Here is a 12,677-nt window from a genome sequence, read left to right on the forward strand (position 1 = left end):
CGGCTCGGGGCGGAGGCGGAGGGGGAGGAATTCGGCGTCATTGCGTCAACCCTTCGAGGCGCACCAGGTGCAGCGGTTCAACAGGGAGGCGCCCTACGGTGTCGCCGTCCCGGGGAATCAGGGGCGAGAGCGCCCCGTCGCAAGTCGGTCGAAGCTCTGTCGAAGCGCTTCGATGTTGCAGCGAGGTTAAGTGAAGGGTCTCGGCCGCACAAGAGTCCGTTTACAGATTCCTCCGACCTGTTTCCTTGGCGCCCCTGGTGCAACGAAGGCGCACAGGCGGGAGGGGTCGAGGACGGGGCCTTGACACGCGCGGGGTCGGCCGTTGAGCATCGAAGCGCTTCGAAAGATCGTCCGAGGCTGCTCAGTGGCCCGCACGACGCGCCGGCACCGCCATACCTCCCACCTTTGACGAAGGACCCGCACGTGACGGAACATCCGCAGCCCTTCCGCGATCCGCGACTGCCCTTCGCGGAGCGCGTCGACGACCTGCTCCGGCGGCTGACCCCCGACGAGCGCGTCGCGATGCTGCACCAGTTCGCCCCGGCGGTCGACCGGCTCGGGCTCGCCGCCTTCCGCACCGGCCAGGAGGCCCTGCACGGCGTCGCCTGGATGGGGGAGGCCACGGTCTTCCCGCAGGCCGTCGGGCTCGGCGCCACCTGGAACGACGACCTGGTCCGCCGCATCGGCGAGGCCGTCGGCGACGAGGTCCGCACCAAGCGCGCCCACGACGACCGGGTCGGGCTCAACGTCTGGGCCCCCACCGTCAACCTGCTGCGCCACCCGCTGTGGGGGCGCGGCGAGGAGGGGTACAGCGAGGACGCCGGGCTCACCTCCGCCATCGCCGTCGCGTACACCCGGGGCCTGCGCGGCGACCACCCGCACTACTGGCGCACCGCCCCCGTCCTCAAGCACTGGCTCGCCCACAACAACGAGACCGACCGCGACACCTCGTCCTCCTCGGTCCGCCCGAGGGTGCTGCACGAATACGACCTCAGGGCCTTCCGCGACGCCGTCCGCGCGGGCGCGGTGGCCGGGGTGATGCCCGCGTACAACCTGGTCAATGGGCGCCCCAACCACGTGTCGCCGCTGCTCTCCCGACATCTGCGGAGTTGGACCGAACAGCCCCTGGCCGTCTGCTCCGACGCCGGAGCACCCACCAACCTGGTGGACTCCGAGCACTACTTCGACACCCACGAGGAGGCGACCGCCGCCGCCCTGCGCGCCGGCGTCGACAGCTTCACCGACCACGGCCAGGACTCCTCCGTCATGACCGGCCGCATCCAGGGCGCCCTGAAGCGCGGCCTCCTCGACGAGAACGACATCGACACCGCCGTCCGCCGCCTGCTCCATATGCGCTTCGCCCTCGGTGAGTTCGACCCCGGACTGGACCCGTACGCGGTCACCGACGCGCTCGACACCGAGGCGCACCGGGCGCTCGCCCTGGAGGCCGCAGAGCAGGCCGTCGTGCTCCTCAAGAACGACGGGCTGCTGCCGCTCGACCCGGACGCCGGCCGCACCGTCGCCGTCGTCGGGCTCCTCGCGGACGCCTGCAAGCTCGACTGGTACAGCGGCACCCTGATCCACCGCTCGACCCCGCTCGAAGGACTCCGCGAGCGCTTCGGCGCCGACCACGTCATCCACGCCGAGGGCGCCGACCTGATCCGCGTCAGGTGCGCGGACGGCTGGCTGCGCATCCCCGAGGCGGACCCGGCCGGGGAGGCGGCGCGCGGCTCGGAGGGCGCCCTCGACCCGGCGCTGCTCGCGGGCCGCACCGACCTGCCCCCGCTGATCTGCGCCGACACCCCGTCCGAGCTGGTGCTCGTGGAGTGGGGCGGCGGTGTGATCACCCTGCGGGAGCCGGAAGGCCGCTACCTCTCGGTCGCCGAGGACGGCTTTGTACGCGCCTCGGCGGACGAGCCGGGCGGCTGGATCGTCCAGGAGACCTTCCGGTGGGAGGCGGTGGAAGGGCATGCCGGCGGTCACCGCCTTCTGCACATCGGAACGGGTGGGTATGTCTCAGTCGCCGCCGACGGCGTAAAGGTTGCCGCCCCGGACGAGAAAGATCCGGCCGCCGCCACCGTCTTCGAGATCGAGGTGACCGAACGCGGCGAGGACGCCGTCGCCCGCGCCGCCGCGGCCGCCGACACCGTGGTCGTGGTCGTCGGCAACGACCCGCACATCAACGGCCGCGAGACCGAGGACCGCGCCACCCTCGACCTGCCCGCCCAGCAGGAACGCCTCTGGCGCGCCGCCCACGCCGCCAACCCCCGCACCGTTCTGGCGGTCACCTCCGCCTACCCGTACGCCCTGGCCGACGCCGCCGCCACGCTGCCCGCGCTGCTGTGGACCGCGCACGGCGGCCAGGCGGCCGGCACCGCGCTGGCCCGCGTCCTCGCCGGCGACGTCTCCCCGGCCGGACGGCTCCCGCAGACCTGGTACGCCTCCGACGCGGAGCTGCCGGACCTCCTGGACTACGACATCATCGGCTCGCGGCAGACCTACCTCTACTACAACGGCACCCCGCTCTACCCGTTCGGCCACGGGCTCACCTACACCGACTTCACCTACAGCGACCTGACCGCCGTACGCGAGGGCGACCAGCTCCATGTCTCGCTGAACGTCACCAACACCGGCGCCGTCGCCTCCGACGAGGTCGCCCAGCTGTACGTACGGGCCGTGGCCCCGTCAGTACCCCTGCCGCTGCGCCAACTCGCCGGGCACCGCAGGCTGCACCTGGCACCCGGGGCGGCGGAGCGCCTCGCGTTCACCGTGCCGGTCGAGGAGCTGGGCCACTGGGACGTGGCGCACGGCCGCTGGACCGTCGAGCCCGGCGCGTACGAGATCCAGGCGGGCGCCTCCAGCACGGACATCCGTGGCGTCACGGTCGTCACCGTCGACGGCGAACCGGCCGGGCCGCGCCCCGTCCTGGTCCATGGTCTGGAGGCGGCCGACTACGACGAGCAGCTGGGCACCGCGATCGTGGACCGGGCGAAGACGGACGGCGACGCGGTCACCGCCACCGCCGAGGCCAACGAACTCCTCTACCGCCGCTGCGACTTCGGTGCCGGGGCGGACGGCGTCGAGGTCCTTGCCTCCGGCGAGGGGGCCGTCCTGATCACCGTCGACGGCACCACCGTCACCGTCCCGGTGCCCGCCACGGACGGACCGTACGACCACCGCGCCCTCCACGCCGGTCTGACCGCCTCCGGCGCCGGCGACCTGCGCATCACCCTGCGCGGCACGGTCCGGCTGGCGCGGCTCGGCTTCACGGGGGCCGGCGCGTGAGATCCCGCAGCCTCCCCGTTCCCCCTTCCGATGCCCCCGGCAAGGAGTCCGCATGAAGTTCACCGACGGCTTCTGGCTCATGCGTGAGGGCGTACGCGCCTCCTACGCGACCGAGATCCGCGATCTGAGCGTCGGCGCCGACCGGTTCACCGCGTACGCGGCGGTGAAGCGGGTGGCCGCGCGCGGCGACACCCTCAACACCCCGCTCATCACCGTCGACTGCTTCTCCCCGGCCGAGGGGATCATCGGCGTCCGCACCACGCACCACGCCGGAAAGGCCCGCCGGGGCCCGGACTTCGCCCTCCCCGGGCTCGACCCGGCCGCCTCAGGCGCCCGCACCCGGCAGGACGGCACTCTCACCGAACTCACCAGCGGACCAGTGACGTTGCGCATGGACGCGGACGGGCCCTGGGGCCTCACCTTCCTCGACGCCGAGGGGCGCCGCCTGACCGGGGTCGACGCCAAGGGCACCGCCTTCGCCACCACCCCCGACGACGCCCACCACATGATCGCCCAACTCGCCCTGGACATCGGCGAGAACGTCTACGGGCTCGGCGAGCGCTTCACCCCGTACGTGAAGAACGGCCAGAGCGTCGACATCTGGCAGGCGGACGGCGGCACCAGCAGCGAACTGGCCTACAAGAACATCCCGTTCTACCTCTCCTCGCGCGGCTACGGCGTCTTCGTCAACCACCCCGGCAAGGTCTCCTTCGAGGTCGGCTCGGAGTCCGTGGGGCAGGTGCAGTTCAGCGTCGAGGACCAGTCACTGGAGTACTACATCGTCGCCGGTCCGACACCCAAGGAGGTGCTGGCCCGCTACACCGCGCTCACCGGCCGTCCGGCGCTCCCGCCGGCCTGGTCGTTCGGCCTGTGGCTGACGACGTCCTTCTGCACCTCGTACGACGAGGAGACCGTCACCTCGTTCGTCGACGGCATGGCCGAGCGCGGCATCCCGCTCTCCGTCTTCCACTTCGACTGCTTCTGGATGCGCGAGTACCAGTGGTCGGACTTCCTCTGGGACCCGGACGTCTTCCCCGACCCGGAGGGCATGCTCGCCCGGCTCAAGGAGCGCGGGCTGCGGATCAGCATGTGGATCAACCCGTACATCGCCCAGAAGTCCGAACTGTTCGCGGAGGGCGCCGAACTCGGTCACCTCGTCCGCCGCCCCAACGGTGACGTCTGGCAGTGGGACCTCTGGCAACCCGGCATGGCCCTGGTCGACTTCACCAGCCCCGCCGCGCGCGAGTGGTACACCGGCAAGCTGCGGCTGCTGCTCGACCAGGGCGTCGACTGCTTCAAGACGGACTTCGGCGAGCGCGTCCCGACCGACGTCGTCTGGCACGACGGATCCGACCCCGAGCGGATGCACAACTACTACGCGCAGATCTACAACCGGACGGTCTTCGAACTCCTGGAGAAGGAGCGCGGCCACGGCGAGGCGGTCCTCTTCGCCCGGTCCGCCACGGCAGGCGGCCAGCAGTTCCCCGTCCACTGGGGCGGCGACTGCTTCGCCTCGTTCACGGCGATGGCCGAGTCCCTGCGCGGCGGCCTGTCGCTCTCGCTCTCCGGGTTCGGCTTCTGGAGCCATGACATCGGCGGCTTCGAGGGCACCCCGGACCCGGCGGTCTTCAAACGCTGGCTCGCCTTCGGCCTGCTCTCCTCGCACAGCAGGCTGCACGGCAACGTGTCCTACCGGGTGCCGTGGGAGTTCGGAGAGGAAGCGGTGGACGTCGCCCGGAAGTTCACCCTCCTCAAGCACCGGCTCATGCCGTACCTGTACGGTGCCGCCGCCACCGCCCACCGCACCGGCATCCCCGTGATGCGGCCCATGCTGCTCGAATTCCCGGACGACCCGGCCACCCGCACCCTGGACCGGCAGTACATGCTCGGCCCCGACCTGCTGGTCGCCCCGGTCTTCACGGAGGACGGGCAGGTCGAGTACTACGTCCCCGAGGGCACCTGGACCCACCTGCTCACCGGCGAGACGGTCACCGGCCCCGCCTGGCGCCACGAGACCCACGGCTTCGACAGCCTCCCGGTCCTGGTCCGCCCCGGCGCGGTCCTGCCCTGGGGCGGCGACGACCGCCGCCCGGACGGCGACTGGCTGGACGGGCTCACCCTGCGGGTGTTCGGCGAGGTCACCGGTACGAGCGTCACCGTGCCGGACCACTCGGGCGCCACCGCCGCCACCTTCCGGCTGACGCGCGAGGGCGACTCCCTCACGGTCACCTCCGAACGCATCGACCGCCCGTACCGCGTGGTCGCCGAGGCGACGGGCGCTGTGGGGGAGGGGAAGGGGACGGTCACGGTGCGAGGGGCGTAACCATTCCTTGAACCCTTTCGCATTTGCCTAAAGTCCTTAGGTACGCGCATCATGGCCTTCCCCGGACGAGGAGGGACCATGGCGCGCGCGGGGCTGACCGCCGAACGCCTGACCAGGGCGGGCGCCGAGCTGGCCGATGAGGTCGGCTTCGAGCAGGTGACCGTTTCGGCGCTCGCCCGCAGGTTCGACGTCAAGGTCGCGAGCCTCTACTCGCACCTGAAGAACTCCCACGATCTGAAGACCCGGATCGCCCTGCTCGCCCTGGAGGAGATGGCCGACCGGGGCACCGCCGCCCTCGTGGGACGGGCCGGCAAGGACGCGCTGAGCGGCCTCGGCGACATGTACCGCGACTACGCCCGCGAGCACCCCGGCCGGTACGCGGCGGCCCAGATGACGCTGGACCCCGAAACGGCGGCCGCCAGTGCCGGCCTGCGGCACTCGCGGATGACCCGGGCCATCCTGCGCGGCTACGACCTGACCGAGCCGGACCAGACGCATGCCGTACGGCTCCTGGGCAGCGTGTTCCACGGATTCACCACCCTGGAGGCGCAGGGCGGGTTCAGCCACAGCGCCCCCGACTCGCAGGAGTCCTGGACCCGCACCCTGGACGCGCTGGACGCCCTCCTGCGCAACTGGCCCCCGCCGGGGCAGGCGTAACGACGCCCGACCGCCCCCCCGCGACCCAGGTGGAGCCATGAGCACCGACACGCCCGCACCCCTGCCGTTCACCACCCCCGTCACCCCCGCCCTCCTGCGCGGTGCGCTCGACGTGGAGCGCACCGACGCCGGGCTGCTCCCGCACCGCCTGCCCGCCGCCGCCCGCGCCCAGGCCCCGGACGGCCAGATCGCCCTGGCCGAGGCCCAGCCCTCCGGCGTACGGCTCGTCCTCCGGACCCGGGCCACGGTGGTCGAGCTGGAGGCGCGGCGCACCCGCACCGTCTACCAGGGCGTCCCGCCGAGGTCCGGCGGCCTCTACGACCTGCTGGTCGACGGCGTCCTCGCGGCGCAGTCCTCGGCGAGCGGCGGCAACGTCCTCGACGTCGACATGACGACCGGGTCGACCCGGTTCCGTAACGGCCCGGTCGGGTCCGTACGGTTCGACGGGCTCCCGGACCGCGAGAAGGACGTCGAGGTCTGGCTGCCGTACAACGAACGGACCGAGGTCGTCGCCCTGCACACCGACGCGCCCGTCACGCCCGCCCCGGCCTCCGGCCGCAAGGTGTGGCTGCACCACGGGAGTTCGATCAGCCACGGCTCCGACGCCGCGAGCCCCACGACCACCTGGCCCGCGCGTGCGGCGCTGCTCGGCGGCGTCGAGCTGGTCAACCTGGGCCTGGGCGGCGGCGCCGTGCTCGACCCGTTCACGGCCCGCGCGATGCGGGACACCCCCGCGGACCTGATCAGCGTCAAGATCGGCATCAACCTCGTCAACGCCGACGTGATGCGCGTCCGCGCCTTCGCCCCGGCGGTGCACGGCTTCCTCGACACCATCCGCGAGGGCCACCCGGACACCCCGCTCCTGGTGGTGTCGTCCGTGCTGTGCCCCATCCACGAGGACACCCCGGGGCCCAGCGTCCCCGACTTCAGCGGCCTCGGCGAGGGCAGGGTCCGCTTCGCGGCGATGGGCGACCCCGGGGACCGGGACACCGGCAAGCTGACACTCCGCGTCATCCGCGAGGAACTGACCCGCCTGGTGGACCAACGCTCCGCCGAGGAACCGCAGTTGCACTACCTGGACGGCCGTGAGCTGTACGGCGAGGCGGACGCGGAGGAACTTCCCCTCCCCGACGCCCTCCACCCCGACGCCGCCACGCACCTGCGCATGGCTGACCGCTTCGCGGCCCTGGCCTTCGGGGCGGGCGGCGCGTTCGCGGACAGGGCCTGAACCGCCGCCGGACCGGCCCCCGAAGCAGGGACCGGTCCGGCGGCGGGCACGCCGTCAGGCGCCCGGCGGCACGTGGGTCGGGCGGCCCCGGCCCCGGGTCACCGTGTAGCCGAAGACGCCCGCCAGGGCGGCCAGCAGGCCGCCGCCGGCCGTCCACAGCCAGCGGCTGGTCCACCAGCCGGAGGACCAGCCGTCCTCGGGCTCACCGGCGAGCGCGACCGGCTCGGCGGAGGCGTCGGTGCCGTCCGCGTCGTCCGAGGCCTGCTCGGCCGAGGAGACCCCCGGCACCAGCGGCTTCGACAGGCTGCCGTCCACGTCGACGGACCCGCCCTGGTCCTTCGAGTTCACCTCGACCTCGGTGCGCACCGGCAGACCGAGGTCCGCCTGGGCCAGGTCCAGGACCGTGAGGCGGACGTAATAGCTGCCCGGCAGCGGGTCGTTGGCCCACGGCTCGGCGTTGGCCCGGACGGTACGCAGCACACAGGTCAGCTCGACCGTGGCGGCGTCGGCCGCCGCGGTGCCGGTCTGCTTGCCGTACGCGCACGCCTGGCGGCGGCGCAGCCCGTCGTACACGTCGACCTGCCAGGTCTGCGCCCCGTGCCGGGTGGCGCTCTCGGGCAGCGTCACCTTCGCGGTCACCGTGGGACGCTGCCCGGCGTCGGCCGGGAAGACCCAGTACAGGTAGTCGCCGGTGGAGGCCCCGGCGGTGGCGGTCTCGCCCTGCTGGAGCGCCGTGGCGGTACGGAAGGTGGTGCCGGCCTCCGTAGGGCCCGAGGCGTCACCGGAAGCGCTCGGGCTCGGCGACGCGTCGTCGGCCACGGCGGCCGACGCCCCGGTCAGCAGGGTCAGGCCGGTCAGCAGCGCGCCCGCGAGCACACGTCTCGTACGGGACATCAGCGGGTCCTCCAGACAGCGATGCGCCAGCGTGAGATCCAGCCGAAGAGCAGACCCACGATCAGGCCGGTCAGGGTGAGCAGGCCCAGCAGCCACCAGCCGTGGCCCAGACCGAACGCGGCGACGTCCGCCGCCTCGTCAGGCGCGTCCACCACGTCGACGGTCAGCTCAAGCGGCATGCCGGGGGCGGTCTTCACCGAGGCCGGGGCCGAGAAGGAGTTGGCGACCTGGAGGCACACGGTCTCCGGGGTCTGCTCGTCGTCGTCCTGCTCGGGCTTGGGGTAGCGCAGCCCGGACGAGATGGCGTCGGTGCGCCCCGTCCCGGACTCGGAGCCCCGGACGATCTCGCGGCCGTGCGTGGTCACCGCGCGCAGCAGCATCCCGTAGTCGTTGTTGACGGCGCGGTCGGCGAACACGCTGACCGAGGCGCGCAGTTCCTGACCGGGCTTCACCTCGACCTTGTACCAGCGGTGCTCGGCGAACTTCTCGCGGTCGGTGTAGAGGCCCGGCTTCAGCTCGGGCGCGTCCGTGCAGCTGTCGGCGCCCTTCGTGGCGACCGGGGTGACCACGGGCTCCGCCGCCCGGTCCACCAACTGCTTGACACGGCCCGACAGTTCATCGGTGTGCTGGACGGCCGTGTACGTGCCGCCGGTGGCCTCGGCGATGCAGGTCAACTGCTGGCGGATCTTCGCGTTGGGCACCAGGCCCAGCGTGTCGATGACCAGGTGGATGCCGCGCGCCGCGATGTCGCGGGCGACCTCGCACGGGTCGAGCGGGCCGCAGGTGTCCTCGCCGTCGCTGATCAGCACGATCCGGCGGGTGGAGTCGCCGCCCTCCAGATCGTCGGCGGCGCCCAGCAGCGCGGGGCCGATCGGGGTCCAGCCGGTGGGGGCGAGCGTGGCCACGGCGGTCTTCGCCTCGGTGCGGTCCAGCGGGCCGACCGGGTACAGCTGCTTGGTGTCCTTGCAGCCCACCTTGCGGTCGTCGCCCGGATAGTCGGCGCCGAGGGTACGGATGCCGAGCTGCACCTGCTCCGGCACCGCGTCGAGCACCTCGTTGAACGCCTGCTTCGCCGCGCTCATCCGGGACTGGCCGTCGATGTCGCGGGTCCGCATGGAACCACTGACGTCGAGGACCAGTTCGACCTTGGGGGAGGCTTGTGTGGGGGTTTCGCCGGCCGATGCGGGCAGCACCGAGCCGAGCCCGGTGGCCAGGGTGGCGAGCAGGATGCCCACCCCGGCCATCAGCCTTCTTCTTATGATCATCGCCGGATACTAGTGAACATCAGTTCGCTATCCAAAACGGCTGGTTGCCGCTGTGCGCGCGCACAGCGGCGACGTGATGACCGATCAGACGGGGCGGTCCGCGCCGAGCAGCGGGCCCGCCGCCCGCTCCAGTACGGAGTTGACCCGGTCCCACGCCGTCACATCCCGTTCCACCGCTTCCAGAAGCACGTCGTCGCCCGTCTCCCAGCCGGCCGCGACCGCCACCGGGTCCGCCCCCGTCGCCGCCGAAGCGGCGAGCGCCGCCGCCCCGAGCGCCACCAGCTCCCCGGCCCCCGGCACGATCACCGGCCGCCCGGACAGCCGCCGTACGGTCTCCACCCACACGCGCCCCTGCGCCCCGCCGCCGATCAGGCGCAGCGGCCGGCCCGCCACCTCGGGGTCCGCCGGGTCCAGACCGCAGGCCCGCGACAGCTCGTCGAGCGCCCGCAGCACGGTCACCACCGCGCCCTCGTAGGCGGCGCCGAGCAGCTGTTGCGGGGTCGTGTCGTGCCGCAGTCCGGTGAGGAGACCGGCCGCCGTCGGCAGGTCCGGGGTGCGCTCGCCGTCCAGATACGGCAGCAGCACCGCCTCGCCGCCGGGCGCCGCGTCATTGCGGTCCAGGCCCAGCAGGGCCGCCACCTTGTCCACGGCGAGCGTGCAGTTGAGGGTGCAGGCCAGCGGCAGATACGTACCGTCCGCCGCCGCGAACCCGGAGAGCGCGGCCGACTCCGGCCGGGTCCGGGAGGCCGCGAAGACCGTGCCCGAGGTGCCCAGGCTCAGCACCGGGTGGTCGAGCAGCCCGCCGCCGCCCAGGCCCAGCCCGACGGCGGCGCTCATGTTGTCCCCGGTGCCCGCCGCGACGGCGATCCCGGCGGGCAGCCCCAGCGCCTCGGCGGCCGCCACCGTCAGCGAACCGACCCGGGCCCCGCCGCTCGGCGCGACCTCGGGGAGCAGCGCCGCGTCGAGGCCGATGAGCTCCAGCAGCTCCGGGTCGTAGGCGCCGGTCGCGGTGGAGTACCAGCAGGTGCCCGAGGCGTCGCCCGGGTCGGTGACCGCCCGGCCGGACAGCCGCTCGGTCAGGAAGTCGTGCGGGAGGCGGACCGCCGCTGCCGCCTCCGCGGTCTCCGGCTCGTTCTCCCGCAGCCACTGCCACTTCGACGCGGTCATCGCGGCCACCGGGACGGAACCGGTGCGCGCGGTCCAGGCGTCCGGCCCGCCGAGTGCGGCGGTGAGGGCGGCGGCCTGCGGGGCGGACCGGGTGTCGTTCCACAGCAGGGCCGGGCGCAGCGGACGGCCCTCGGCGTCCAGGACGACCAGGCCGTGCTGCTGGCCGGCGACCGCGATGCCCACGACGTCGGCCGGTGCGATCCCGGACTCCTTCAGCCCGTCCGCGACCGCGTCGCGCAGGGCCTGCCACCACACCTCCGGGTCGCTCTCGCGCGCACCGCCCTCGCCGGTGACCACGTGCGGGGCGCGGCCGACGGCGAGCAGCCGGCCGGTGGCGGTGTCGGTGAACGCCGCCTTGGTGGACTGGGTGGAGCTGTCCACACCGATGACGACGGTATGCGGCGGCATGGCTGACCTCATTCGCTGGTATTTGATCGTACGCAAAACAAATTACGTGATCGAACCCGTCCGGAACAGGCCCTGCTCCGGGTTCGCGGCTTCCACGCGCAGACGTCTCCGCTCCGGGGGCTTTACGTTGCCCGGGCTGCCCGTGCATGATTAGTCATGACAGTGAACAAATTGAGGTTCGGCCGCCCGACCGGCTGCGGACCCACGGCCCCGAAGGCGGCACCACCATGACGGAACGCTTCGCACCGACCCCCGAGGACAAGTTCACCTTCGGCCTCTGGACCGTGGGCTGGCAGGGCCGCGACCCCTTCGGTGACGCGACGCGCGCCGCGATCGACCCGGTCGACTCCGTCCAGCGCCTTGCCGAGCTGGGCGCGTACGGCGTGACCTTCCACGACGACGACCTGATCCCGTTCGGCTCCTCGGACACCGAGCGCGAGGGCATCGTCAAGCGCTTCCGCCAGGCGCTCGACGCGGCCGGCCTCGTCGTCCCCATGGCCACGACGAACCTCTTCACGCACCCCGTCTTCAAGGACGGCGCCTTCACCGCCAACGACCGGGACGTCCGCCGCTACGCCCTGCGCAAGACCCTGCGCAACATCGACCTGGCCGTCGAGCTGGGCGCCACCACCTACGTCGCCTGGGGCGGCCGGGAGGGCTCCGAGTCCGGCGCCGCCAAGGACATCCGCGTCGCGCTCGACCGTATGAAGGAGGCCTTCGACCTCCTGGGCGACTACGTCACCGAGCAGGGCTACGACCTGAAGTTCGCCATCGAGCCCAAGCCGAACGAGCCGCGCGGCGACATCCTCCTCCCCACCATCGGCCACGCCCTCGCCTTCATCGAGCGCCTGGAGCGCCCCGAGCTGGTCGGCGTCAACCCGGAGACCGGCCACGAGCAGATGGCCGGGCTGAACTTCCCGCACGGCATCGCCCAGGCCCTGTGGGCGGGCAAGCTCTTCCACATCGACCTCAACGGCCAGTCCGGCATCAAGTACGACCAGGACCTCCGCTTCGGCGCCGGCGACCTGCGCCAGGCGTTCTGGCTGGTCGACCTCCTGGAGAACTCCGACTACGCCGGCCCGCGCCACTTCGACTTCAAGCCGCCGCGCACCGAGGACTACGACGGCGTCTGGGCCTCCGCCGCCGGCTGCATGCGCAACTACCTCATCCTCAAGGAGCGCGCCGCCGCCTTCCGCGCCGACCCGGCCGTCCAGGACGCGCTGCGCGCCTCCCGCCTGGACGAGCTGGCGCAGCGCACCGCCGAGGACGGCGTGGCCGGCCTGCTCGCCGACCGCTCCGCGTTCGAGGAGTTCGACGTCGACGCGGCGGCCGAGCGCGGCATGGCCTTCGAGGCCCTGGACCAGCTGGCGATGGACCACCTGCTCGGCGTCCGCTGACACCACGGGCAAAGGGGGGAGGGGCGGACGCCCCTCCCCCCTTTTTTTCTTCT

Annotated in this window: 8 protein-coding genes; 5 read left to right on the top strand and 3 right to left on the bottom strand. The window is 72.7% G+C overall.

Going from position 1 to position 12,677, the window contains the following annotated elements; translation table 11 throughout:
• The first annotated feature begins 423 nt into the window (after positions 1–423).
• The 4 genes from ACIQZN_RS00435 (at position 424) to ACIQZN_RS00450 (ending at position 7,493) form a co-directional block, all read left to right on the top strand.
• Positions 424–3,285: a glycoside hydrolase family 3 C-terminal domain-containing protein gene (locus tag ACIQZN_RS00435; protein ID WP_403986133.1), complete on the top strand. Its 2,862-nt coding sequence runs from the start codon at positions 424–426 to the stop codon at positions 3,283–3,285.
• A 52-nt stretch (positions 3,286–3,337) separates the two neighbouring features.
• On the top strand, positions 3,338–5,608 hold the full coding sequence (gene yicI / locus ACIQZN_RS00440) for an alpha-xylosidase (protein ID WP_403986136.1): 2,271 nt from the start codon (positions 3,338–3,340) through the stop codon (positions 5,606–5,608).
• Positions 5,609–5,686: 78 nt separating this feature from the next.
• A complete protein-coding gene (locus ACIQZN_RS00445) occupies positions 5,687–6,265 on the top strand; it encodes a TetR/AcrR family transcriptional regulator (protein ID WP_403986139.1) in 579 nt (192 codons plus the stop codon).
• A 37-nt stretch (positions 6,266–6,302) separates the two neighbouring features.
• Positions 6,303–7,493: a GDSL-type esterase/lipase family protein gene (locus ACIQZN_RS00450; protein ID WP_403986142.1), complete on the top strand. Its 1,191-nt coding sequence runs from the start codon at positions 6,303–6,305 to the stop codon at positions 7,491–7,493.
• 54 nt (positions 7,494–7,547) lie between these two features.
• Here the strand turns inward: ACIQZN_RS00450 and ACIQZN_RS00455 are convergent, their stop codons facing one another.
• The 3 genes from ACIQZN_RS00455 to xylB all read right to left on the bottom strand — a co-directional run bounded on the left by ACIQZN_RS00455 (position 7,548) and on the right by xylB (position 11,227).
• Positions 7,548–8,387: a hypothetical protein gene (locus ACIQZN_RS00455; protein ID WP_403986145.1), complete on the bottom strand. Its 840-nt coding sequence runs from the start codon at positions 8,385–8,387 to the stop codon at positions 7,548–7,550.
• Entirely contained in the window at positions 8,387–9,652 is a 1,266-nt protein-coding gene (locus ACIQZN_RS00460; RefSeq protein ID WP_403986148.1) for a VWA domain-containing protein, read from the bottom strand. The genes ACIQZN_RS00455 and ACIQZN_RS00460 overlap by 1 nt, the downstream gene beginning before the upstream one ends.
• A gap of 84 nt (positions 9,653–9,736) precedes the next feature.
• Complete coding sequence (xylB, locus tag ACIQZN_RS00465; RefSeq protein WP_403986151.1) at positions 9,737–11,227, bottom strand: xylulokinase; 1,491 nt, start codon at positions 11,225–11,227, stop codon at positions 9,737–9,739.
• 227 nt (positions 11,228–11,454) lie between these two features.
• Here xylB and xylA point away from each other — a divergent pair, with 227 nt between their 5' ends.
• Positions 11,455–12,624, top strand: a complete 1,170-nt coding sequence (gene xylA, locus ACIQZN_RS00470) for a xylose isomerase (protein WP_403986154.1) — start codon at positions 11,455–11,457, stop codon at positions 12,622–12,624.
• Positions 12,625–12,677 lie beyond the last annotated feature (53 nt).

The organism is Streptomyces sp. NPDC097595 (assembly GCF_044761525.1).
GTDB classification, from domain to species: Bacteria; Actinomycetota; Actinomycetes; order Streptomycetales; family Streptomycetaceae; genus Streptomyces; species Streptomyces drozdowiczii_A.

Coding starts and splice junctions, on each gene's coding strand:
- yicI (WP_403986136.1), top strand. CDS start 3,338: ATGAAGTTCACCGACGGCTTCTGGCTCATGCGTGAGGGCGTACGCGCC.
- ACIQZN_RS00445 (WP_403986139.1), top strand. CDS start 5,687: ATGGCGCGCGCGGGGCTGACCGCCGAACGCCTGACCAGGGCGGGCGCC.
- ACIQZN_RS00450 (WP_403986142.1), top strand. CDS start 6,303: ATGAGCACCGACACGCCCGCACCCCTGCCGTTCACCACCCCCGTCACC.
- ACIQZN_RS00455 (WP_403986145.1), bottom strand. CDS start 8,387: ATGTCCCGTACGAGACGTGTGCTCGCGGGCGCGCTGCTGACCGGCCTG.
- ACIQZN_RS00460 (WP_403986148.1), bottom strand. CDS start 9,652: ATGATCATAAGAAGAAGGCTGATGGCCGGGGTGGGCATCCTGCTCGCC.
- xylB (WP_403986151.1), bottom strand. CDS start 11,227: ATGCCGCCGCATACCGTCGTCATCGGTGTGGACAGCTCCACCCAGTCC.
- xylA (WP_403986154.1), top strand. CDS start 11,455: ATGACGGAACGCTTCGCACCGACCCCCGAGGACAAGTTCACCTTCGGC.